Annotated in this window: 17 protein-coding genes; 9 read left to right on the top strand and 8 right to left on the bottom strand. The window is 69.3% G+C overall.

All coding sequences use genetic code 11. The annotated features are described in order from the left end of the window. Positions 1-91 precede the first annotated feature (91 nt). The gene (gene mshC / locus OHA65_RS09275) at positions 92-1,321 is read left to right on the top strand and encodes a cysteine--1-D-myo-inosityl 2-amino-2-deoxy-alpha-D-glucopyranoside ligase (protein ID WP_327282654.1); all 1,230 of its coding nucleotides are present in this window, start codon (positions 92-94) and stop codon (positions 1,319-1,321) included. A gap of 72 nt (positions 1,322-1,393) precedes the next feature. Here the strand turns inward: mshC and OHA65_RS09270 are convergent, their stop codons facing one another. From OHA65_RS09270 to OHA65_RS09250, 5 genes are all read right to left on the bottom strand, one after another. Continuing rightward, positions 1,394-2,374, bottom strand: coding sequence for a PAC2 family protein (locus OHA65_RS09270; protein WP_371646391.1), 981 nt, complete (start codon positions 2,372-2,374; stop codon positions 1,394-1,396). 127 nt (positions 2,375-2,501) lie between these two features. Then, positions 2,502-4,109: a glycerol-3-phosphate dehydrogenase/oxidase gene (locus OHA65_RS09265; protein WP_327282652.1), complete on the bottom strand. Its 1,608-nt coding sequence runs from the start codon at positions 4,107-4,109 to the stop codon at positions 2,502-2,504. A 37-nt stretch (positions 4,110-4,146) separates the two neighbouring features. Further along, positions 4,147-5,673: a glycerol kinase GlpK gene (glpK, locus tag OHA65_RS09260; RefSeq protein WP_327282651.1), complete on the bottom strand. Its 1,527-nt coding sequence runs from the start codon at positions 5,671-5,673 to the stop codon at positions 4,147-4,149. A gap of 75 nt (positions 5,674-5,748) precedes the next feature. Further along, positions 5,749-6,531, bottom strand: a complete 783-nt coding sequence (locus OHA65_RS09255) for an MIP/aquaporin family protein (protein WP_327282650.1) — start codon at positions 6,529-6,531, stop codon at positions 5,749-5,751. 319 nt (positions 6,532-6,850) lie between these two features. Continuing rightward, entirely contained in the window at positions 6,851-7,618 is a 768-nt protein-coding gene (locus OHA65_RS09250; RefSeq protein ID WP_327282649.1) for an IclR family transcriptional regulator, read from the bottom strand. 250 nt (positions 7,619-7,868) lie between these two features. Here OHA65_RS09250 and metH point away from each other — a divergent pair, with 250 nt between their 5' ends. The 4 genes from metH to OHA65_RS09230 all read left to right on the top strand — a co-directional run bounded on the left by metH (position 7,869) and on the right by OHA65_RS09230 (position 15,946). After that, on the top strand, positions 7,869-11,381 hold the full coding sequence (gene metH / locus OHA65_RS09245) for a methionine synthase (protein WP_327282648.1): 3,513 nt from the start codon (positions 7,869-7,871) through the stop codon (positions 11,379-11,381). Between the two features lie 113 nt (positions 11,382-11,494). Continuing rightward, complete coding sequence (locus tag OHA65_RS09240; RefSeq protein ID WP_327282647.1) at positions 11,495-12,196, top strand: HAD family phosphatase; 702 nt, start codon at positions 11,495-11,497, stop codon at positions 12,194-12,196. A gap of 480 nt (positions 12,197-12,676) precedes the next feature. Beyond that, a complete protein-coding gene (locus tag OHA65_RS09235) occupies positions 12,677-14,281 on the top strand; it encodes an ABC transporter substrate-binding protein (protein ID WP_328762238.1) in 1,605 nt (534 codons plus the stop codon). An 84-nt stretch (positions 14,282-14,365) separates the two neighbouring features. Next, on the top strand, positions 14,366-15,946 hold the full coding sequence (locus tag OHA65_RS09230) for an ABC transporter substrate-binding protein (protein ID WP_327282645.1): 1,581 nt from the start codon (positions 14,366-14,368) through the stop codon (positions 15,944-15,946). Between the two features lie 98 nt (positions 15,947-16,044). On the opposite strand, the gene OHA65_RS09225 is transcribed toward OHA65_RS09230, so the two are convergent. Together OHA65_RS09225 and OHA65_RS09220 are read right to left on the bottom strand one after the other, a co-directional pair. Beyond that, on the bottom strand, positions 16,045-16,719 hold the full coding sequence (locus tag OHA65_RS09225; RefSeq protein ID WP_327282644.1) for a response regulator transcription factor: 675 nt from the start codon (positions 16,717-16,719) through the stop codon (positions 16,045-16,047). 65 nt (positions 16,720-16,784) lie between these two features. Beyond that, complete coding sequence (locus tag OHA65_RS09220; RefSeq protein WP_327282643.1) at positions 16,785-17,699, bottom strand: RecB family exonuclease; 915 nt, start codon at positions 17,697-17,699, stop codon at positions 16,785-16,787. Between OHA65_RS09220 and OHA65_RS09215 the strand changes: the two genes are divergently transcribed. From OHA65_RS09215 to OHA65_RS09205, 3 genes are all read left to right on the top strand, one after another. Then, positions 17,596-19,092, top strand: coding sequence for a site-2 protease family protein (locus tag OHA65_RS09215; RefSeq protein WP_327282642.1), 1,497 nt, complete (start codon positions 17,596-17,598; stop codon positions 19,090-19,092). The genes OHA65_RS09220 and OHA65_RS09215 overlap by 104 nt on opposite strands. A gap of 18 nt (positions 19,093-19,110) precedes the next feature. Then, a complete protein-coding gene (locus tag OHA65_RS09210) occupies positions 19,111-20,007 on the top strand; it encodes a tRNA (adenine-N1)-methyltransferase (RefSeq protein WP_327282641.1) in 897 nt (298 codons plus the stop codon). Between the two features lie 199 nt (positions 20,008-20,206). Next, positions 20,207-20,827, top strand: coding sequence for a hypothetical protein (locus tag OHA65_RS09205; protein ID WP_371646385.1), 621 nt, complete (start codon positions 20,207-20,209; stop codon positions 20,825-20,827). A 4-nt stretch (positions 20,828-20,831) separates the two neighbouring features. Here the strand turns inward: OHA65_RS09205 and OHA65_RS09200 are convergent, their stop codons facing one another. Beyond that, complete coding sequence (locus OHA65_RS09200; RefSeq protein ID WP_327282640.1) at positions 20,832-21,152, bottom strand: ferredoxin; 321 nt, start codon at positions 21,150-21,152, stop codon at positions 20,832-20,834. A 264-nt stretch (positions 21,153-21,416) separates the two neighbouring features. Here OHA65_RS09200 and arc point away from each other — a divergent pair, with 264 nt between their 5' ends. After that, on the top strand, positions 21,417-23,183 hold the full coding sequence (gene arc, locus OHA65_RS09195; RefSeq protein WP_327282639.1) for a proteasome ATPase: 1,767 nt from the start codon (positions 21,417-21,419) through the stop codon (positions 23,181-23,183). The last annotated feature ends 1 nt before the right edge of the window (position 23,184 follow it).

Below are 23,184 nucleotides of genomic sequence, written 5' to 3'. Positions count from 1 at the left end.
CACAGAATCGACCGGACCGCAAGAACAGCGATCAAGCCAACAGTGCAGGTCCGGTTCGTTTCCGGAACACACGTCCGGTTAGGCTCGACACATGCATGCCTGGCCCGCTTCTGAGGTCCCCGCCCTGCCTGGCAAGGGCCGCGACCTCCAGATCCACGACACCGCGACCCAGGGGACGATCACCCTCGCCCCCGGTCCCGTCGCCCGTATCTACGTCTGCGGCATCACTCCGTACGACGCGACCCACATCGGTCACGCGGCGACCTACAACGCGTTCGACCTCGTACAGCGCGTGTGGCTCGACACCAAGCGGCAGGTCCACTACGTCCAGAACGTGACCGACGTCGACGATCCGCTGTTGGAGCGGGCCCAGCGCGACGGCCACGACTGGACCGAGCTCGCAGAGCGCGAGACGGCCCTCTTCCGCGAGGACATGACCGCCCTTCGGATGCTGCCCCCGCAGCACTACATCGGCGCCGTCGAGGCCATACCGGGCATCGTGCCGCTGGTGGAGCGGCTGCGCGACGCCGGCGCCGCGTACGAGCTCGACGGCGACGTCTACTTCTCGGTGGAGTCCGACGCGAACTTCGGCAAGGTCTCCAACCTCGACGCCGAGGCGATGCGGCTGCTGTCCGCGGAGCGTGGCGGCGACCCGGAACGCCCGGGGAAGAAGAACCCGCTCGACCCGATGTTGTGGATGGCCGCCCGTCCGGGCGAGCCGAGCTGGGACGGCGGCTCGCTGGGCCGCGGCCGGCCCGGCTGGCACATCGAGTGCGTCGCCATCGCCCTGGACCACCTGGGCATGGGCTTCGACATCCAGGGCGGCGGTTCCGACCTGGCGTTCCCGCACCACGAGATGGGCGCCTCGCACGCGCAGGTCCTGACGGGCGAGTTCCCGATGGCCAAGGCCTACGTGCACGCGGGCATGGTCGCGCTGCACGGCGAGAAGATGTCGAAGTCGAAGGGCAACCTGGTCTTCGTCTCCGCGCTGCGGCGCGCCGGGGTGGACCCGGCGGCGATCCGCCTCGCTCTGCTCTCGCACCACTACCGCGCCGACTGGGAGTGGACGGACGAGGTCCTCGCCGAAGCCGTGGCCCGGCTGGAGCGGTGGCGCGCGGCGGTGTCGCGCCCGGACGGCCTGCCGGCCGACGCGCTCGTCGAGGAGGTCCGCGAGGCCCTGGCGAACGACCTGGACGCGCCGGCCGCGCTCGCGGCCGTGGACCGCTGGGTGGACGCGCAGAACGCCTCCGACGGGGACGACGAGTCCGCGCCGGGCCTGGTGTCCCGCACGGTGGACGCCCTCCTGGGCGTCGCCCTGTAACGGCCCCGGGCCACTTGCCGGTGCCCCCGCCCCATCCGGGGTCGGGGGCACCGTCGTACCGCGGGGCCCCGGTCAGGACTCCGGGGGCGTGTCGTCTTCGTCCGGGGGAGACGGGTCCTCGGCCGTAGGGTCCGGTTTGCGTTTCGGCGGGCGGGTCAACCCGCTGGAGGTGTCCCGCAGGTACGAACCGTCACCCGGCTCCGTGCCGGCGGAGGGGTCGCGCCGCCGCAGGTACCGCTCGAACTCCCGGGCGATGGCGTCGCCCGAAGCCTCCGGCAGATCGGCCGTGTCCCGCGCCTCCTCCAGCGTCTGGACGTACTCCGCCACCTCGCTGTCCTCCGCGGCCAGTTGGTCCACACCGAGCTGCCACGCCCGTGCGTCCTCCGGGAGTTCGCCCAGCGGGATCCGGATGTCGATCAGATCCTCCAGCCGGTTCAGCAGCGCCAGCGTCGCCTTCGGGTTCGGCGGCTGCGAGACGTAGTGCGGAACCGCCGCCCACAGGGACACCGCCGGCACCCCCGCGTGGGTGCAGGCCTCCTGGAGGATGCCCACGATCCCGGTGGGGCCCTCGTACTTGGTCTCCTCCAGGTCCATCGTCCGCGCCAGGTCCGGGTCCGAGGTGACCCCGCTGACCGGCACCGGTCGCGTGTGCGGGGTGTCCCCGAGCAGCGCGCCCAGGATCACGACCATCTCCACGCCCAGTTCGTGCGCGAAGCCCAGGATCTCGTTGCAGAACGACCGCCACCGCATGGACGGTTCGATGCCCCGTACGAGTACGAGGTCACGCGGCTTCGCGCCGCCGATCCGCACCACCGACAGTCTCGTCGTCGGCCACGTGATCTTCCGTACCCCGTTGTCCAGCCACACCGTCGGCCGGTTGACCTGGAAGTCGTAGTAGTCCTCGGCGTCCAGCGCCGCGAAGACCTCGCCCTTCCACTCCCGGTCCAGGTGCGCGACCGCACCGGAGGCCGCGTCACCCGCGTCGTTCCAGCCCTCGAACGCGGCCACCATGACCGGGTCGATCAGCTCGGGCACGCCCTCAAGCTCGATCACCCAGGTCTCCTTCCGAAGTTCCCTTGCGTACGTGGGTCAGCCTAAGCCTTGAGACGACACCAGCCACAGCCCACGACAGAGGGGCGGTTCCCCTCGGAACCGCCCCTCTTCCCCACCTGCGTATCAGCTATGCCTTGCGGCTCAGCATCTCCTCGACCCGTGCGCGCACGGAGTCGTCGTCCAGGCCGCGGACCGTCACCGTGGTGCGCCGGCGCAGCACGTCGTCGACGGTCTCGGCCCACTCGTTGTCCCGGGCGTAGGCGACCTGCGCCCAGATCTCCGGCCCGTCCGGGTGGATCCGCTCGGCCAGCGCCGGGTCCTCGTTCGCGAGCCGCGCGATGTCGAAGGCCAGCGAGCCGTAGTGCGAAGCCAGGTGGCGGGCGGTCAGCGGGTCCATGCGGGAGCCGGGATCGCGGTCCACCAGCAGCCGGTGCGCGACCGCGTTCGGGTTGGCGACACCGGGCAGCGGCACCCGGCGTACGAGCGACTTCACCGGCTCCATGTCGTCGGTGAGGGGGCTGCCGGGCAGCTTGGCCAGCTTGTCCATGACCACGCGGCCGATGTGGCGGTACGTGGTCCACTTGCCGCCGGCCACCGACAGCATGCCGCCGGCGCCCTCGGAAACGACGGTCTCGCGCTTGGCCTTCTCGACGCCGCCGGGGCCGCCGGGCAGCACACGCAGGCCGGCGAAGGCGTACGTCATCAGCGAGCGGTCCAGGTCGGCGTCCTTCACCGAGAACGCCGCCTCGTCCAGGATCTGCTGGATGTCGGCCTCGGTGGCGCGCACGTCCGCCGGGTCGCCCTCGTAGACCTCGTCGGTGGTGCCGAGCAGCAGCTGGTCCTCCCACGGGAGGGCGAACGTGATGCGGTACTTGTCGATCGGGGTGGCCATGGCGGCCTTCCACGGCGACTTGCGCTTCATGACGATGTGCGCGCCCTTGGAGAGGCGGATCGACGGCAGGGAGTGCTTGTCTTCCATGCGCCGCAGGTGGTCCACCCACGGGCCGGTGGCGTTGAGCACGACCCGCGCGTCGACGCCGAACTCGGTGCCGTCGAGGCGGTCCTTGAGCTCGGCACCGGTGACCCGGCCGCGCGTCATGCGCAGGCCGGTGACCTCGGCGTGGTTGAGGACGACGGCACCCGATTCGACGGCCGCGCGGACCGTCATCACGGCGACGCGGGAGTCGTTCATCTGGTGGTCGTAGTAGACCGCGACGGCCTTCAGGTTGTCCGTCTTCAGACCGGGGTTGTCGGCGGCGGCACGGGCCGGGGATATGACCTTGCCCATGCCGTCGCCGAAGGCCGAGAGGGCGGAGTAGGCGAAGACGCCCGCGCCCAGCTTGGCCGCACCCACCGGACCGCCCTTGTAGACCGGCAGGTAGAACGTGAGCGGGTTGACCAGGTGCGGGGCCACGTCCTTGGCCAGTACCCGCCGCTCGTGGTGGTTCTCGGCCACCAGCTTGACCGCGCCGGTCTGCAGGTAGCGCAGACCGCCGTGGACGAGCTTGGAGGAGGCGGAGGAGGTGGCGCCGGCGAAGTCGCCGGCGTCCACCATGGCAACCCGCAGACCCGACTGCGCGGCGTGCCAGGCCACCGAGGTGCCCAGGATTCCACCGCCGATGACCAGCAGGTCGTACGTGGCCTTCGCCAGCTGCTCACGGGTCTCGGCGCGGCTCGCGTTCGAACCGGCTGTCGGGTGCGTGCCCAGCGCGGGAACGCTCTGCAGGGTGCTCATATTTCTTAGCTCCTCGTCGATTGACTCAGCTGGTGCGTCAGCTGGCGTCTTCGTCGTCGATCCAGCCCATGGACCGCTCGACGGCCTTGAGCCAGTTCTTGTACTCGCGGTCCCGCTGCTCGGCGGGCATCCGCGGGGTCCACTCCGCCGCGCGGCGCCAGTTGGCGCGCAGGGCGTCGGTGTCGGGCCAGAAGCCGACGGCCAGGCCGGCGGCGTAGGCGGCGCCGAGGCAGGTGGTCTCCGCGACCATCGGACGGACCACGGGGGCGTCCACGAAGTCGGAGAGGGTCTGCATCAGCAGGTTGTTGGAGGTCATGCCGCCGTCGACCTTGAGGGCCGTGAGCTCGACGCCCGAGTCCTTCGTCATGGCGTCGGTGATCTCGCGGGTCTGCCAGGCGGTGGCCTCCAGGACGGCACGGGCGATGTGCGCCTTGGTGACGTACCGGGTGAGGCCGGCGATCACACCGCGGGCGTCGGAGCGCCAGTACGGGGCGAACAGGCCGGAGAAGGCCGGTACGAAGTAGGCACCGCCGTTGTCGTCGACCGAGAGCGCGAGGGTCTCGATCTCGGCCGCGGTCTTGATCATGCCCATCTGGTCGCGCATCCACTGGACGAGCGAGCCGGTGACGGCGATGGAGCCCTCCAGCGCGTAGACCGGCTTCTGGTCGCCGATCTGGTAGCCGACCGTGGTCAGCAGGCCGCTGTAGGAGTTGATGACCTTGTCGCCGGTGTTCATCAGCATGAACGTGCCGGTGCCGTACGTGGACTTGGCCTCGCCCTCGGCGAAGCAGGTCTGGCCGAACAGCGCGGCCTGCTGGTCACCGAGCGCCGAGGCGACCGGGACGCCGGCGAGGACGCCGTCCTTGACGTGGCCGTAGACCTCGGCGGAGGACTTGATCTCGGGGAGGACGTTGAGCGGGACGCCCATGGACTCCGCGATCTTCTCGTCCCAGGCCAGCGTGTGCAGGTTCATCAGCATGGTGCGCGAGGCGTTGGTGACGTCGGTGACGTGCACGCCGCCCTGGGTGCCGCCGGTGAGGTTCCAGATGACCCACGAGTCCATGGTGCCGAAGAGGATGTCCCCGGCCTCGGCGCGCTCGCGCAGGCCCTCGACGTTGTCGAGCAGCCAGCGGACCTTCGGGCCGGCGAAGTACGAGGCGAGGGGCAGGCCCGTCTCGCGGCGGAAGCGGTCCTGGCCGACGTTGCGGCCGAGCTCCCGGCACAGGGAGTCGGTGCGGGTGTCCTGCCAGACCAGCGCGTTGTGCACCGGCTCGCCGGTGTGCCGGTCCCACAGGAGGGTGGTCTCGCGCTGGTTGGTGATGCCGACGGCCTTGACGTCGGCGGCGGTGATCTCGGCCTTGGCGATGGCCCCGGCGACGACCTCCTGGACGTTGGTCCAGATCTCGGCGGCGTCGTGCTCGACCCAGCCCGGCTTCGGGAAGATCTGCTCGTGCTCCTTCTGGTCGACGGCGACGATGCGGCCGTCGCGGTCGAAGACGATGCAGCGGGAGGAGGTGGTGCCCTGGTCGATCGCGGCGATGAAGGGGCCGGTGCTGGTGGTCATGTGGCTGCTCCTGGCAGGTCTCTGAGTTGGCGTATCAGGGGGCGGTGCGGATCTTGCGATACGTGCCGATGCTGATCAGGCGAACGCGATGTTGTACAGACCGCCGGCGAGCGCGGCACCGACGAGCGGGCCGACCACCGGGATCCAGGAGTATCCCCAGTCCGAGCCGCCCTTGTTGGGGAGCGGCAGCAGGGCGTGGACGATGCGGGGGCCGAGGTCGCGGACCGGGTTGATGGCGTAACCGGTCGGACCGCCGAGAGAGAGGCCGATGCCGACGACGACGAAGGAAGTGATCAGGACGCCGATGACGCCGAGGCCCTTGCCGTCGGCCTGGAGGCCCTGGGTCAGGATCGCCAGGACCAGGACGAAGGTGCCGATGATCTCGGTCGTGAGGTTCTGGACGATGTTGCGGATCTCCGGGCCGGTGGAGAAGACACCGAGGACCGGGCCGGCCTGGTCGTGCGGGTGCGGGTCCTCCGGGCCGAGCTTGGCGTCACGGATGTGCTCCGGGTCCGCGAGGTGCACCGCGAACTGTCCGTAGTAGGTGACCCACATCAGGACCGCGCCGAGCATGGCGCCGAGGAGCTGTCCGGCGAAGTAGACCGGAACGTCGCTCCAGTCGCCGTTCTTGATGGCCAGGCCGACGGTGACCGCCGGGTTGAGTTGCGCACCGGAGAGCGGGGCGGACACGTAGGCGGCGATCAGAACGGCGAAACCCCAGCCGAACGTGATCGCGAGCCAGCCTGCGTTCCGGGCCTTGGAGCTCTTGAGCGTCACGGCGGCGCAGACGCCACCGCCGAGCAGTGTGAGCAGGGCGGTACCGATGGTCTCGCCGATGAAGATGTCGGAGGTAGACACCCGCGACTCCTTTGCCTTGCGTCCAGGGGGTGGGCGGACACCGGGTCCCGTCCGGTGTTCCGCGCACTCGGTGAGTGCTTCACCGGTCCTTTGGCCTTGCCACACCCTAACGCGTATTGCCGGTAGGTGTTCGACAATGCCGACCGATGAACGGCAGTTTTCCGCCCAGGTGAAGAACGCGTCAAGGGTTGGCCTGGCCAAAGTGTCGGATCGTTACCACTAGGTACGATCACCCAAATCCGGCCATCCGATGGCCGGGATATGGCGAAAAGAAGGCAGAAAGCGGCCAGGGAGTGGCCGAGAAGGGGCTGGAGGGGGCCTAGAACCGGCCCGCGCCGAGGTCGCGTGAAACAGCGCGCGCACAGTCCCGTACGGACGCCACGAGGCTCGCCCGGGGCTCCCCGGACTCCCCGCACACCCGCTCCACCGCGCCGGCGACCGCCACCGCGCCCACCGGCATCCGGCGCCGGTCGTGGATCGGCGCCGCCACCGAGGCGATGCCCTCCCAGGTCTCCTCGACGTCCGCGGCCCAACCGCGCGCCCGGGTCAGGTCGAGGATCTCCTCGAACCCCGTGCCGTCGGTGACCGTACGGGGCGTGAACGCCTCGCGCTCCGCCTCCAGCGCCTCGGTGTGGGCGACCGGGTCGAACGCGGAGAGCACCTTGCCCAGGGCCGTGGAGTGCAGCGGCTGCATGGCCCCCACCTCCAGCACCTGACGGCTGTCGTCCGGGCGGAACACGTGGTGCATGATCAGCACCCCGCTCTGGTGGAGCACGCCCACGTACACGCTCTCGCCGCTCGCCCGGGCCAGGTCGTCCGTCCACACCAGCGCGCGGGCCCGCAGCTCGTGCACGTCCAGGTAGCTGTTGCCCAGACGCAGCAGCTCCGCGCCCAGTTGGTAGCGGCCCGAGGCGGGGTCCTGCTCCACGAAGCCCTCGGCCTGGAGCGTGCGCAAGATTCCGTGCGCCGTGCCCTTGGCCAGGCCCAGGGCCCCGGCCACGTCCGAGAGACCCAGCCGGCGCTCGCCGCCTGCCAGGAGCCGCAGCATCGCAGCGGCTCGTTCGAGCGACTGGATGTTCCGTGCCATCGTGCAGCCTCCTGCTGACGTAGTTCGACAATGCTGAACAGTATCGGTCGATGTCGACCTTGTGCATGGTTGGGCAACTGTTCAGGCCTCCGTCGACCAGGACACCCCTGGCAGACCCCCGCGCACAGAATGCAGTCCGCCACGTGGGACGCCCGCACCGGGGTTGATGCCACCCGGTTACCCTGAGCGCGTGCACCCTTGACAGCGAGGGTGCAAAGCCGACAGCCGTCGCATCCCAGGGAGCTCACCCATGGCCTCGTTGCCGAACCCGCCTGCAGACACCCAGACCCGGGCCGATGCCCTCCGAGAGGCACTGGCCACCCGCGTGGTCGTCGCCGACGGAGCCATGGGAACGATGCTCCAAGCGCAGGACCCCAGCCTCGACGACTTCCAGCAGCTCGAAGGCTGCAACGAAGTCCTGAACACCACCCGCCCCGACATCGTGCGCTCCGTACACGACGCGTACTTCGCGGTCGGCGTGGACTGCGTCGAGACCAACACCTTCGGTGCGAACTTCGCGGCGCTCGCCGAGTACGACATCCCCGAACGCAACTTCGAGCTGTCGGAGTCCGGCGCCCGCATCGCCCGCGAGGTCGCCGACGAGTACACCGCCTCGACGGGTCAGCAGCGCTGGGTCCTCGGCTCCATGGGCCCCGGCACCAAGCTGCCCACCCTCGGCCACATCGACTACGCGACCATCCGCGACGCCTACCAGGTCAACGCCGAGGGCCTGATCTCCGGCGGGGCCGACGCCCTGCTCGTCGAGACCACGCAGGACCTCCTGCAGACCAAGTCCTCCATCATCGGTGCCCGGCGCGCGATGGAGGCCCTCGGCGTCTCCGTCCCGCTGATCTGCTCCGTGACCGTCGAGACCACCGGCACCATGCTGCTCGGCTCCGAGATCGGCGCCGCGCTCACCGCGCTGGAGCCGCTCGGCATCGACATGATCGGCCTGAACTGCGCCACCGGCCCCGCCGAGATGAGCGAGCACCTGCGCTACCTCGCCCGCAACGCGCGCATCCCGCTCTCCTGCATGCCCAACGCCGGCCTGCCCGTCCTCGGCAAGAACGGCGCGCACTACCCGCTGTCCGCCCCCGAGCTCGCCGACGCCCAGGAGACCTTCGTCCGCGAGTACGGGCTCTCCCTCGTCGGCGGCTGCTGCGGCACCACGCCGGAGCACCTGCGCCAGGTCGTCGAGCGGGTCCGCGGCCTGAGCCCGGCCGGCCGCGAGCCCCAGCCGGAGCCCGGTGCGTCCTCGCTGTACCAGACCGTCCCGTTCCGCCAGGACACCGCGTACATGGCGATCGGCGAGCGGACGAACGCGAACGGCTCGAAGAAGTTCCGCGAGGCCATGCTCGACGCCCGCTGGGACGACTGCGTCGAGATGGCCCGCGACCAGATCCGCGAGGGCGCGCACATGCTCGACCTGTGCGTGGACTACGTCGGCCGCGACGGCGTCGCCGACATGAAGGAGCTCGCCGGGCGCTTCGCCACCGCCTCGACGCTGCCGATCGTCCTGGACTCCACCGAGGTTCCCGTGATCCAGGCGGGTCTGGAGAAGCTGGGCGGCCGCGCCGTCATCAACTCGGTGAACTACGAGGACGGCGACGGCCCGGAGTCCCGCTTCGCGAAGGTGACCCGGCTGGCCCGGGAGCACGGCGCCGCGCTGATCGCGCTGACCATCGACGAGGAGGGCCAGGCCCGCACGGTCGAGCACAAGGTCGCCATCGCCGAGCGCCTGATCGCCGACCTGACCGGCAACTGGGGCATCAACGAGTCGGACATCCTCATCGACACGCTGACCTTCACCATCTGCACCGGCCAGGAGGAGTCCCGCAAGGACGGCATCGCGACGATCGAGTCGATCCGCGAGCTCAAGCGCCGCCACCCGGACGTCCAGACCACGCTGGGCCTGTCCAACATCTCCTTCGGTCTGAACCCGGCCGCCCGCGTACTGCTGAACTCCGTCTTCCTCGACGAGTGCGTCAAGGCCGGCCTGGACTCGGCGATCGTCCACGCCTCGAAGATCCTGCCCATCGCGCGCTTCGACGAGGAGCAGGTCAACACCGCCCTCGACCTGATCCACGACCGCCGCACCGAGGGCTACGACCCCCTCCAGAAGCTGATGGCGCTCTTCGAGGGCGTCAACACCAAGTCCCTCAAGGCCGGCCGCGCCGAGGAGCTCCTGGCGCTCCCGCTCGACGAGCGGCTCCAGCGCCGCATCATCGACGGCGAGAAGAACGGCCTGGAGGCCGACCTCGACGAGGCGCTCCAGACCCGCCCGGCCCTGGACATCGTCAACGACACCCTCCTGGAGGGCATGAAGGTCGTCGGCGAGCTCTTCGGCTCCGGCCAGATGCAGCTGCCGTTCGTCCTCCAGTCCGCCGAGGTCATGAAGACCGCGGTCGCCTACCTCGAACCGCACATGGAGAAGACCGACGACGAGGGCAAGGGCACCATCGTGCTCGCCACCGTCCGCGGCGACGTCCACGACATCGGCAAGAACCTCGTCGACATCATCCTGACCAACAACGGCTACAACGTCGTCAACATCGGCATCAAGCAGCCGGTCTCCGCGATCCTCGAAGCCGCGCAGGAGCACAAGGCCGACGTCATCGGCATGTCCGGCCTGCTCGTCAAGTCGACCGTGATCATGAAGGAGAACCTGGAGGAGCTCAACCAGCGCAAGTTGGCGGCCGACTACCCGGTGATCCTCGGCGGCGCGGCCCTCACCCGTGCCTACGTCGAGCAGGACCTCCACGAGATCTACGAGGGCGAGGTCCGCTACGCCCGCGACGCGTTCGAGGGCCTGCGCCTGATGGACGCCCTGATCGCCGTCAAGCGCGGCGTCCCCGGCGCGGCCCTGCCCGAGCTCAAGCAGCGCCGGGTCGCCAAGCGGGACGCTCCCGTCCTCCAGGTGGACGAACCGCAGGAGCCGGGCGGCCGTTCCGACGTGGCCGTCGACAACCCGGTCCCCACCCCGCCGTTCTGGGGTACCCGCGTGGTCAAGGGCATCCCGCTCAAGGACTACGCCTCCTGGCTGGACGAGGGCGCGCTGTTCAAGGGCCAGTGGGGCCTCAAGCAGGCCCGCGCCGGTGGCGCCTCGTACGAAGAGCTCGTCGAGAGCGAGGGCCGGCCGCGGCTGCGCGGCCTCCTCGACAAGCTGCACACCGAGAACCTGCTCGAAGCCGCCGTCGTCTACGGCTACTTCCCCTGCGTGTCCAAGGGCGACGACCTGATCATCCTGGACGAGCAGGGCAACGAGCGGACCCGCTTCACGTTTCCGCGCCAGCGCCGGGGCCGCCGCCTGTGCCTCGCCGACTTCTTCCGCCCGGAGGAGTCCGGCGAGACCGACGTGGTCGGCCTCCAGGTGGTCACCGTCGGCTCGAAGATCGGCGAGGCCACGGCCAAGCTGTTCGAGTCCGACTCGTACCGCGAGTACCTGGAGCTGCACGGCCTGTCGGTCCAGCTCGCCGAGGCCATGGCCGAGTACTGGCACGCCCGCGTCCGCGCCGAGCTCGGCTTCGGCGGCGAGGACCCGGCGGCGGTGGAGGACATGTTCGACCTGAAGTACCGCGGCGCCCGCTTCTCGCTGGGCTACGGTGCCTGCCCCGACCTGGAAGACCGCGCGAAGATCGCCGACCTCCTCCAGCCGGAGCGGATCGGCGTCCACCTCTCCGAGGAGTTCCAGCTCCATCCGGAGCAGTCCACCGACGCGATCGTCATCCACCACCCCGAAGCGAAGTATTTCAACGCGCGCTGAGGCGGAGCGACGTACACTTGACGGTCCCACAGGCCGGTCGCCTGATCTTCGGGGGAATGCCCCGCGGGGAGACAGGCGGCCGGCCTTCTCGTCCTCTGAGAGAGGTGTGCCGGATGACCAGCACCGTTCCCGCCCCCGTCGCCCGTACGGCCGACGGGCATGCCCTCCAGGCGGTGTTGCTGGACATGGACGGCACCCTCGTCGACACCGAGGGCTTCTGGTGGGAGATCGAGGCGGACGTCTTCGGCGCACTCGGACACCAGCTCGACGAGGCCTGGCGCGACATCGTCGTCGGCGGGCCCATGACCCGCAGCGCGGCCTTCCTCATCGAGTCCACCGGCGCCGCCATCACCCTGGCGGAGCTGACCGTCCTGCTCAACGAGCGCTTCGAGGAGCGGATCGCCGCGCAGGTCCCGCTGATGCCGGGAGCCGAGCGGCTGCTGGCCGAGCTGGCCCGGCACAACGTGCCCACCGCCCTGGTCTCCGCCTCGCACCGCCGGGTCATCGACCGGGTGCTGCGCACCCTGGGCCCCGAGCGGTTCGCGCTGAGCGTGGCCGGCGACGAGGTGACCCGCACCAAGCCGCACCCCGACCCGTACCTGTTCGCCGCCCGCACCCTCGGAGCGCACCCCTCGCGCTGCGCGGTCATCGAGGACACCGCGACCGGCGTCGCCTCCGCCGAGGCCGCCGGGTGCCGGGTCGTGGCCGTGCCCTCCGTCGGCGTCATCCCGCCCGCCCCGGGCCGCACCATCGTCCGCTCGCTGGAGGACGTCGACCTTCCGTTCCTGCGCTCCCTCATCACTCCGATGAACTGATCGCATACGCTCAGTGCCGAACGGAACAGCGGCCTGCACCCGGTCCCGCGGAAGGATCTTCCGTTCCATGGCCCGGAGGCTGAAATTCCATCCTTTCCGTGGCAGTTCTCTCGGGTGACCTTTGTCACCCGCCAAGCCCCCGACGAACCTGTCGGGGGGCTTGGAAACCTTCCCTTGTGTCCGGATTGATCAGCTCCTGACCGAATCTGCGGTGACTCCTACATGGACAGGCAGTCCGCACCCATCACCGTGCGATTACGCCCCAAGTCCTGCCAGTTCAAGCCATCCCGTCCCAGGCCACTAATGTCGACGCGGGCACTACGCCGCACCTCTGCCGTACCGGACGCACACCCTCGTACCGGCACGGCGTGGACCGATCGTCACAACACCGGCCCGATCGTTCCGCCCTGAACGGGCGACCGCCGCGAAGTGCCCTTTACGCCGCTTTGAGCAAGTGCCGGTCAAGGGAGTACTTCCAGCATGAACCGCAAGACCCTGGTGCTGACGGCTGCGGCCGGACTGCTCACCCCCGCGCTCGCCGCATGCGGCAGCACGAGCGGAGGCGGAGCAGGATCCGGAGCGATCGTCGTCGGAACCACCGACCGGTTCGAGGCAGCCGACTACGCTCCCGCACCGTTCGACCCGGCTTACGCCTACGACGCCGGCGCCTGGAACGTCCTGCGGCAGACCGTCCAGACGCTGATGCACACCCCCCGCGGCGGCGGCCAGCCCGTCCCCGAAGCAGCCTCCGACTGCCGCTTCACCGACACCGGCAACGAAAGCTACCGCTGCACCCTGCGCCCCGGCCTCAAGTTCGCCAGTGGCGAGCCGCTGACCGCCAAGGACGTCAAGTTCTCCATCGAGCGCGTCCTCGCCATCAAGGACGAGAACGGCCCCTCCTCGCTGCTGTCCACCATCGACACCATCGAGGCGAAGACCGCCGACACCGTCGTCTTCCACCTGAAGACCCCGGACGCGACCTTCCCGTACAAGCTCTCCACCCCCGCCACCGGCATCGTGAGCGAGAAGAACTACGACGCGAAGAAGCTCCGCGAGGGCTTCGCCGTCGACGGCTCCGGCCCGTACACGATGAAGGCCGAGGTCAAGGACGACCACCTCGTCCGGGCGATCTTCAGCAAGAACCCGAACTACAAGGGCGACCTCAAGCTGCAGAACGACAAGGTCGAACTGCGCACCTTCACCGACTCCGCGGCCATGGGCAAGGCACTCACCGCCGGATCCGTGTCCATGGTCTCCCGCACCCTGTCGCCCGCCCAGATCGCCGAGTTCGCGGCCAAGCCGCCCAAGGGCGTCAAGCTGGTCCCGATGCCCGGCCTGGAGATCCGCTACATCGGCTTCAACACCGAGGCCCCGGTCGTCAAGGACAAGGCAGTGCGCCAGGCCCTCGCCGCCGCCGTCGACCGCAACGCGATCATCGACAAGGTCTACGGCAAGTCCGCGCAGCCGCTGTACTCCCTGGTCCCCACCACCGTGACCGGACACGTCAACTCCTTCTTCAACAAGTACGGCGAGGCCAACACCGCGAAGGCCGCCGACCTGCTGAAGGCCGCCGGGATCAAGACCCCGGTCAAGCTGACGCTGAACTACACCAAGGACCACTACGGCGACGGCACGGCCACCGAGTTCGAGACCCTCAAGAACCAGCTGAACTCCACCCAGCTGTTCGACGTCACCGTCCAGGGCTCCGACTGGTCCGACTTCCGGCCCGCGCAGAAGAAGGGCGACTACGCCGCCTACGGGCTCGGCTGGTTCCCCGACTACCCGGACGCCGACAACTTCCTCGCTCCCTTCCTGGAGCAGGACAACTTCCTGGGCACGCCGTACGCCAACACCGCGGTGCGCACCAGGCTCATCCCCGAATCCCGGCGCGCCGTCGACCGCAACGTCGCCGTCCCCGCGATCACGGAGATGCAGGACATCGTCGCCGAGGACGTGCCCGTCCTGCCGCTGTGGCAGGGCAAGCAGTACGTCGCCGCACGCGACGGGATCACCGGAGTGGAGTGGTCCGTCAACGCCATCTCCGACCTCCAGCTGTGGGAACTCGGCCGCGGTGTAAGCGGCTGATACCGGCAGCAACCGGCAGCAACCGGCGGCGGGTGTCGCAGGCCGGCGCAACGATTCAGTGAGACTGTGAAGGACGTTCGCGTGATGAGACGTAACCAGTGGTTGGCGGCCCCGCTCGGCGCAGCCACCGCCGCCGCGCTGCTCAGCGGTTGCGGTTCGACCGACAGCCCGACCGCCGGCGGCGGCAAGGGTGTGGTCATGGGGATATCCGACAAGGTGAAGTCGACCGACCCCGCTTCGGGTTACGACCCGGGCTCCTGGCTGCTCTTCAACAACGTCTTCCAGTCCCTGCTGAGCTTCCCCAAGGGCGGCACCACGCCGGAGCCCGACGCCGCCCAGGCCTGCAACTTCGAAGGCGCCGACAGCAAGGTCTACAAGTGCACCCTGCGCGAAGGCCTGAAGTTCAGCAACGGCAACGCCCTCACCTCCAAGGACGTCAAGTTCTCCTTCGAGCGCACGCTGAAGATCAATGACGCCAACGGCCCCGCCGTGATGCTGTCGTCGATCGCCGGCATCGACACCCCCGACGACAAGTCCATCGTCTTCCGCCTCAAGACGTCCGACGCGACCTTCCCCAGCAAGATCGCATCGGGCGCGGGCTCCATCGTCGACCACAGCCAGTACCCGGCCGACAAGCTCCGCACCGACGGCAAGGCCGTCGGCTCCGGCGTCTACAAGCTGGACTCGATCAACGAGAAGAGCGCCAGCTTCTCCGTCAACGACGCCTACAGCGGCAAGGCCAAGGCGAAGAACACCGGCGTCACCCTCAAGTTCTTCAACGAGGACCAGGCCGCCCTCAAGAAGGTCCTCGAAAGCGGCGAGGTCGACTTCGCCTTCCGCGGGCTCGCCGCCAAGGACATCGCCAGCCTGTCCTCCACCAAGACCGGCGACCACAAGGTCGAGGTCGTCCAGGGCACCGGCGCCGAAGTCGAGCACCTCGTCTTCAACATGAACGACCCGGTCGCCGGAAAGCTCCCCGTCCGCAAGGCCATCGCCTACCTCGTCGACCGCGAAGCGCTCGTCAAGGACGTCTACGACGGCACCGCGACCTCGCTGTACTCGATCGTCCCGGCCGGCATCGGCTCGCACAACACCGCCTTCTTCGACCGCTACGGCGGCAGCCCCCAGCCCAAGAAGGCCGAGGCCGTCCTGCGCGCCGCCGGCATCAAGGACAAGGTGAAGATCACCCTGTACTCGACGCCCTCCCGCTACGGCCCGTCCACCGACCAGGAATTCCACCTCATCGCCAAGCAGCTCAACGACAGCGGGCTCTTCGAGGCCGACGTCAAGTCCATCGAGTTCGGGCAGTACGAGAAGGACATCCAGGACGGCAAGTACGGCGTGTACGTGAAGGGCTGGGTCCCCGACTACCCGGACGCCGACAACTTCACCCAGCCCTTCTTCGGCCCGGACAACGTCCTGCACAACAACTACGACAACAAGGAGATCAGCGGGACCATCATCCCGTCGACCTCCGCGAAGTCGGACCGCACCGCGGCCACCACCGACTACAACCGCCTCCAGGACATCGTCGCCGACGAGGTCCCGATCCTCCCGCTCTGGCAGGGCAAGCAGTACGCCGTCACCCGCCAGAACGTGACCGGCCTGCAGTGGTCGCTGGACGCCTCCACCGTCTTCCGCTTCTGGGAGATCAGCAAGGGCTGACCCGACCCGTACACCGAAGGGGCCGGCAACCGCACCGTGCGGCTGCCGGCCCCTTCGGCCTGCTCCGGGCGCGCCCCGCGCGCAACCGGCCCGCGGCGCTACTGCCCCGCTCCCGGCCGCACCAGACCGCTCTCGTACGCCCACACCGCCGCCTGGACCCGGTCGCGCAGGCCCAGCTTCGTCAGCACGTGCCCCACATGCGTCTTCACGGTCGTCTCGCTCACGAACAGGTCCGCCGCGATCTCCGCGTTCGACAGGCCGCGCGCCACCAGCTTCAGCACCTCGACCTCCCGCTCGGTCAACGTGCCCAAGGTGTCCGGCACGCGCTCCTCGCCCGACGGCAGGTGCTCCGCGTACTTGTCCAGCAGCCGCCGCGTGATGCTCGGCGCGAGCATCGCCTCGCCCCCCGCCACCACCCGGATCGCCTGCACCAACTCAACGGCGGGCGCGTCCTTCAGGAGGAACCCGCTCGCCCCCGCCCGCAGCGCCTCCACCACGTACTCGTCCAGATCGAACGTGGTCAGCACGAGCACCTTCGCCGGGCCGTCCCGGCCCGGACCCGTGATCTGCCGGGTCGCCTCCACCCCGTCCATCCGCGGCATCCGGATGTCCATCAGCACCACATCGGGCTGCAGCGCCCGTACCTGGTCCAGCGCCTGCAGACCGTCCCCGGCCTCGCCGACGACCGCCAGGTCCTGTTCGGCCTCCAGGATCATCCGGAAGCCGGTGCGCAGCAGCGGCTGGTCGTCGACCAGTAGGACGCGGATCGCCACGGGGGGTACCTCGAATTCGTACGGCGGCATCGACGGACGCCGCCCATTCTGCCCTGATCGGCGTATCAGGATCCCTCGGGGAGGGCCGCCCCGCCCTGGGGGTCCGCCGCGGGCCTCGGGACGACCGTCAACGGATAGACCGGGGGAGTCCCGCCGAACTCCGGACACACCGCCCGGTGATCGCACCAGCCGCACAGCTTCGTCGGCCGCGGCCGCCAGTCACCCGTCTCCGTCGCCTCCTTGATCGCATCCCACAGCGCCAGCAGCTTGCGCTCCACCCGCTCCAGGTCCGCGATCACCGGGTCGTACGTCAGCACGTCCCCACTGCCCAGATACACCAGCTGCAGCCGCCGCGGCACCACCTGCTTCAGCCGCCACACCACCAGCGCGTAGAACTTCATCTGGAACAGCGCGCCCTCGGCGTACTCCGGCCGCGGCGCCTTGCCCGTCTTGTAGTCGACGATCCGCACCTCGCCCGACGGCGCCACGTCCACCCGGTCGATGATCCCGCGCAGCCGCAGCCCCGACTCCAGCTCCGTCTCCACGAAGAACTCCCGCTCCACGGGCTCCAGCCGCGTCGGGTCCTCCAGCGTGAACCACCGCTCCACCAGCCCCTCGGCCTCCGTCAGCCACCGCGCCAGAGCCGCCCCCTCGTCCCCCTCCGGGAACAGCTCCACCAGCTCCGGCTTCGACTCCAGCAGCCGGTCCCACTGCCCCGGAACAAGCGCCTTCGCCCGCGGAGCCGTCCGCTCCTGCGCCGGATGATCGAACAACCGCTCCAGCACCGCATGCACCAGCGTCCCCCGCGTCGCCGCCGCACTCGGCTTCTCCGGCAGCTTGTCGATCACCCGGAACCGGTACAGCAGCGGGCACTGCATGAAATCGCTCGCCCGCGAAGGGGAGAGCGAGGAAGGCGCCGCAGCGCGCGGGGCAGCATCCGCATCGGCTGCGCCAGGAACCGGACCGGGGCTCGTCGTCATGGACAAAACCCTACGACCCGCCGCCGACAGCGCGCGCATACCATCGACGCCGACCCCCATCGCACTGCATGATCGGAGCATCACACCGCGCCACCAGCCACCCCGCCCCGCACCGACCGTGCACCTGGACCACACTGAAAGCACCGCCGGCCGCAACCCGCCGGAAAGCACCGAACGAAGGACAGCCGTGGCAGACACCGACGAAACCGGCGAGCGCGCAGACAAGCGCTCCGGACCGGGCGGCGGCATCCTCATGGGCCGCCCCTTCGGAGTGCCCGTCTACGTCTCGCCCAGCTGGTTCCTCGTCGCCGCCCTCATCACCTGGGTCTTCGGCGACCAGCTCGACCGCGTCCTGCCCGACCTCGGCCCCGCCCGCTACCTGGTCTCCCTCTTCTTCGCGGTCGCCTTCTACGCCTCCGTCCTGGTCCACGAACTCGCACACACCGTCGCGGCCCTCCGCTTCAAACTCCCCGTGCGCCGCATCCAGCTCCAGTTCTTCGGCGGCGTCTCCGAGATCGAGAAGGAATCCGAGACGCCCGGCCGCGAATTCGTCCTCGCCTTCGTCGGCCCCCTCCTGTCCCTCCTCCTCGCCGGCGCCTTCTACCTCGGCATGGAACTCGTCGACCCCGCCACCGTCCCCGGCGTCCTCCTCGCCGGCCTGATGATCTCCAACCTGCTCGTCGCCGCGTTCAACCTGCTCCCCGGCCTCCCCCTCGACGGCGGCCGCATGCTCCGCGCCGTCATCTGGGGCATCACCGGAAAGCCCATGGCCGGCACCGTCGCCGCCGCCTGGGTCGGCCGCGGCCTCGCCGTCGCCGTCCTCATCGGCCTGCCGATGATCACCCACACCGGCCTCCTCGGCACGGACGGCGTCGCCATCGAATCCACCGGCATGAACACCGTCATGGACGCCCTGCTCGCCGCGATCCTCGCCGCCATCATCTGGACCGGCGCCGGCAACAGCCTGCGCATGGCCCGCCTGCGCGAACACCTCCCCGAACTGCGCGCCCGCACCCTCACCCGACGCGCCGTCCCCGTCGAGAACGCCACCCCCCTCTCCGAGGCCCTGCGCCGCGCCAACGCCCACGGCGCCCGCGCCATCGTCGTCGTCGACGGCCACGGCGACCCGCTCTCCATCGTCCGCGAGACCGCCATCGCCTCCGTCCCCGAACACCGCCGCCCCTGGGTCGCCGTCAGCACCCTCGCCCAGGAGCTCACCGACGGGATGAAGGTCTCCGCCGAACTCTCCGGCGAAGAACTCCTCGACCACCTCCGCGCCACCCCCGCCACCGAATACCTCGTCCTCGAACCAGGCGGTGAGATCTACGGCGTCCTGTCCACCCTCGACGTCGAGAAGGCCTTCGTGAAAGCCATGGCGCGGCCCCAGTCCTGAAGCCAATACACTGGTCACATGTCCGAACCGACCGGTGCCGCCCGCCGACGCGGGCCCTTCGAGGTCGGGGACCAGGTTCAGCTCACCGACCCCAAGGGCCGCCACTACACGTTCACGCTCGAAGCAGGGAAGAATTTCCACACCCACAAGGGTTCCTTCCCCCACGACGAGCTGATCGGCTCCCCCGAGGGCAGTGTTGTCCGTACCACGGGGAACGTCGCGTACCTCGCGCTGCGCCCCCTGCTCCCCGACTATGTCCTGTCCATGCCCCGCGGTGCCGCCGTGGTCTACCCCAAGGACGCCGGCCAGATCCTGGCCTTCGCCGACATCTTCCCCGGCGCCCGCGTCGTGGAGGCGGGCGTGGGCTCCGGCTCCCTGAGCAGCTTCCTGCTGCGCGCCATCGGCGACCAGGGCATGCTCCACAGCTACGAGCGCCGCGCGGACTTCGCCGAGATCGCGACCGCCAACGTCGAGCGCTACTTCGGCGGCCCCCACCCCGCGTGGCAGCTGACCGTCGGCGACCTCCAGGACAACCTGTCCGACACCGACGTCGACCGCGTGATCCTCGACATGCTCGCCCCCTGGGAATGCCTGGATGCCGTCTCCAAGGCCCTGGTCCCCGGCGGCATCCTGTGCTGCTACGTGGCCACCACCACCCAGCTCTCCAAGACGGTCGAGTCCATCCGCGAGATCGGCTGCTTCGCCGAACCGCAGCCCTGGGAATCGATGATCCGCAACTGGCACGTCGAGGGCCTCGCCGTCCGACCGGACCACCGGATGATCGGCCACACCGGCTTCCTCGTCACCGCCCGCCGCCTCGCCGACGGCGTCGAGCCCCCCATGCGCCGCCGCCGCCCCGCCAAGGGCGCCTACGGCGAGGACTACGACGGCCCCGGCAGCGACCGCTCCGCCTAGACACCGGAGAGGCCGCCCGGCCGACCCAACACCAAGGCGCTGTGGCGCAGTTCCCCGAACGACCCGGGAACTGCGCCACAGCGCCTTTTCGTTGTCACCCGTACCGGGCCCGGCCGACACGGACCCGGCCGTTCCACCCCGGTGTGAGGTGTGGCACGATGCTGGCTCCCCGTCACCGTTCGCACAGGAGACACCCCGCGTGCCGCACCGCCCCGCCGAGCTGACGCCGACACTGGAAACCCTGGCCCACAGCAGCGCCGGGCCCCTCCACTGGCTCGCCACGGCCACCGCCATGGCCGCCGTCATCGCCGCCGCGGGACTCATCCAGCCGGAAGCGTCCGCCACCGGCCCCTCCGCGGCCCCCGCGAGCGGCCCCCGGCCCGCCACAGCCCCCGAAGCCCCCGCAGTGCCCGCACCCGACCCCGCCGGGGTCACGTACCCACTGGACTGCAAGGGCTTCCCCGTGGCCGTCACGGCCACCGCCCAGGGCGACCTCGACGGCGACGGCCGGCCCGAGACCGTGGCCGCCGTCCGCTGCGACGCAGGCTCCGGCACCCCGCCCCACACGATCTACGTACTCGCCCAGGACAAGACCCCCGGCGCCGCACCCAGGATCGTGGCCACCCTGCTTGAGGCCGGGAAGAAGCAGACCGCCACCGACCTCGCCGTCCGCGACGGAGTCGTCACCGCCAGTCTCCTCGGTTACTCCTCGCCCCAGGTGCCCCGCTACAGCCCCGACGTGAAACAGCTCGCCAAGTGGCGCTGGAGCGGCGGAAAATTCCGCCAGGAGCTGACGAACTCAGACGCCAGGAGTGTTTGAACCATCACTCCGCGTCGGGGCCGTAGACCTCGACCCTGTCCGAAACGCGCCTTACGTGGATGCAGTCACCCGGGCATTCCTTCGCCGAGTCCACCACGTCCTGCAGCAGCGTCAGAGGAACCGGAGTCGTCGCCCCCGCGTCCACCAGGAGCTCGTCCTGCGGGCTCTTCACGTACGCCAGACCATCGATGTCCAGCTCGAACACCTCCGGCGCGTACTGCACGCAGATCCCGTCGCCGGTGCAGAGGTCCTGGTCGATCCAGACCTCAAGCGGCTCTCCGGCCTGCCCGGCACCACCCGTGGGAGCCTCCTGCTGCACGGTCATATCTCCTGCCGTTCCCTGCGCTCAGTGATCCGTTTCCGCCACAAGTCGCGGCAAGTCGCGCGAGCCCTGACGGGTGTTGAACAGTTCGACCTTACAACCGGCCGCTTTCCGATGTTGATGGGTGGGTATTTCCTTGGCGTGAGGGAGTACGCAAGGGTGAAGATCGGACACGCCTCTACCGTCTTTGTGATCTAGGGGTTTCAATCACCACCAGCCCAGGTAGGGTCAGGAAGCGTCCAGCTCCCCTTGGAGGAGGTGAGGACCGTGGCAGCCCACGACGACGACATCAACCGCGGCATCCGGCCGGGGCGAGGGTCTGAGGACCCCGCCGGTCAGGTTGCCTATCTAGAGCAGGAAATCGCCGTCCTGCGACGTAAGCTCGCCGACTCTCCGCGACACACGAGGATTCTCGAAGAGCGGATCGTCGAGCTCCAGACAAACCTGGCCGGCGTCTCCGCGCAAAACGAGCGACTGGCAAATACGCTCCGTGAGGCCCGCGACCAGATCATCGCCCTCAAGGAGGAAGTCGACCGGCTCGCGCAGCCCCCGGCCGGCTTCGGTGTCTTCCTTCAGGCGAACGAAGACGGCACCGTCGACATCTTCACGGGGGGCCGCAAGCTCCGCGTGAACGTTAGCCCCAGCGTCGAACCGGAAGACCTCCGGCGCGGCCAGGAGGTCATGCTCAACGAGGCCCTCAACGTGGTCGAGGCCATGGAGTTCGAACGGGCCGGGGACATCGTCACCCTCAAGGAGATCCTTGAGGACGGCGAGCGCGCCCTGGTGGTCGGGCACACCGACGAGGAAAGGGTGGTGAGGCTCGCCGAGCCGCTCCTGGACATCACCATCCGCCCCGGCGACGCCCTGCTGCTCGAACCCCGCTCCGGCTACGTCTACGAGGTCGTCCCCAAGAGCGAGGTCGAGGAACTCGTCCTCGAAGAGGTCCCGGACATCGACTACGACAAGATCGGCGGCCTGGGCGACCAGATCGAGCTGATCCGCGACGCCGTCGAGCTCCCGTACCTCTACCCGGACCTCTTCAAGGAGCACGAACTGCGGCCCCCGAAGGGCATCCTGCTGTACGGCCCCCCCGGCTGCGGCAAGACGCTCATCGCCAAGGCCGTGGCCAACTCCCTTGCCAAGAAGGTCGCCGAGGTGACCGGCCAGCCCGCCGGGAAGTCCTACTTCCTGAACATCAAGGGCCCCGAACTCCTCAACAAGTACGTCGGCGAGACCGAGCGGCACATCCGCCTCGTCTTCCAACGTGCCCGGGAGAAGGCGAGCGAGGGCACCCCCGTCATCGTCTTCTTCGACGAGATGGAATCCCTCTTCCGCACCCGCGGATCCGGAGTCAGCTCGGACGTCGAGAACACGATCGTCCCCCAGCTGCTCGCCGAGATCGACGGCGTGGAAGGCCTGGAGAACGTCATCGTCATCGGCGCCTCCAACCGCGAGGACATGATCGACCCGGCCATCCTGCGCCCCGGCCGACTCGACGTGAAGATCAAGATCGAGCGCCCCGACGCCGAAGCGGCGAGGGACATCTTCGCGAAGTACCTCAAGGCCTCGCTGCCGCTCCACAGCGACGACCTCTCCGAGCACTCCGGCTCGCCCGAGGTCGCCGTCCACAGCATGATCCAGACCGTCGTCGAGCAGATGTACGCCGAAACCGAGGAAAACCGCTTCCTTGAGGTCACGTACGCCAACGGCGACAAGGAAGTCCTGTACTTCAAGGACTTCAACTCCGGCGCCATGATCCAGAACATCGTGGACCGGGCGAAGAAGATGGCCATCAAGGCCTTCCTGGAGCACAACCAGAAGGGCCTGCGCGTCTCCCACCTCCTCCAGGCTTGCGTGGACGAGTTCAAGGAGAACGAGGACCTGCCCAACACCACCAACCCGGACGACTGGGCCCGGATCTCCGGCAAGAAGGGCGAGCGGATCGTATTCATCCGCACCCTCGTCACCGGAAAGCAGGGCGCGGACACCGGACGCTCCATCGACACGGTGGCAAACACCGGTCAGTACCTCTGAT

Origin of the sequence: Streptomyces sp. NBC_00045 (genome assembly GCF_045041095.1) — a bacterium.
Classification (GTDB): domain Bacteria; phylum Actinomycetota; class Actinomycetes; order Streptomycetales; family Streptomycetaceae; genus Streptomyces.
Note: the sequence above shows the minus strand (reverse complement) of the source record. Positions and strands in the feature narration are given on the sequence as shown.

Excerpts from the sequence above, each read along its gene's own strand:
- mshC (WP_327282654.1), top strand. The coding sequence starts at position 92 with ATGCATGCCTGGCCCGCTTCTGAGGTCCCCGCCCTGCCTGGCAAGGGC.
- glpK (WP_327282651.1), bottom strand. The coding sequence starts at position 5,673 with ATGACCACCAGCACCGGCCCCTTCATCGCCGCGATCGACCAGGGCACC.
- OHA65_RS09210 (WP_327282641.1), top strand. The coding sequence starts at position 19,111 with ATGTCCGAACCGACCGGTGCCGCCCGCCGACGCGGGCCCTTCGAGGTC.
- OHA65_RS09235 (WP_328762238.1), top strand. The coding sequence starts at position 12,677 with ATGAACCGCAAGACCCTGGTGCTGACGGCTGCGGCCGGACTGCTCACC.
- OHA65_RS09230 (WP_327282645.1), top strand. The coding sequence starts at position 14,366 with ATGAGACGTAACCAGTGGTTGGCGGCCCCGCTCGGCGCAGCCACCGCC.
- OHA65_RS09265 (WP_327282652.1), bottom strand. The coding sequence starts at position 4,109 with ATGAGCACCCTGCAGAGCGTTCCCGCGCTGGGCACGCACCCGACAGCC.
- OHA65_RS09220 (WP_327282643.1), bottom strand. The coding sequence starts at position 17,699 with ATGACGACGAGCCCCGGTCCGGTTCCTGGCGCAGCCGATGCGGATGCT.
- metH (WP_327282648.1), top strand. The coding sequence starts at position 7,869 with ATGGCCTCGTTGCCGAACCCGCCTGCAGACACCCAGACCCGGGCCGAT.
- OHA65_RS09250 (WP_327282649.1), bottom strand. The coding sequence starts at position 7,618 with ATGGCACGGAACATCCAGTCGCTCGAACGAGCCGCTGCGATGCTGCGG.
- OHA65_RS09215 (WP_327282642.1), top strand. The coding sequence starts at position 17,596 with ATGAAATCGCTCGCCCGCGAAGGGGAGAGCGAGGAAGGCGCCGCAGCG.
- OHA65_RS09200 (WP_327282640.1), bottom strand. The coding sequence starts at position 21,152 with ATGACCGTGCAGCAGGAGGCTCCCACGGGTGGTGCCGGGCAGGCCGGA.
- OHA65_RS09240 (WP_327282647.1), top strand. The coding sequence starts at position 11,495 with ATGACCAGCACCGTTCCCGCCCCCGTCGCCCGTACGGCCGACGGGCAT.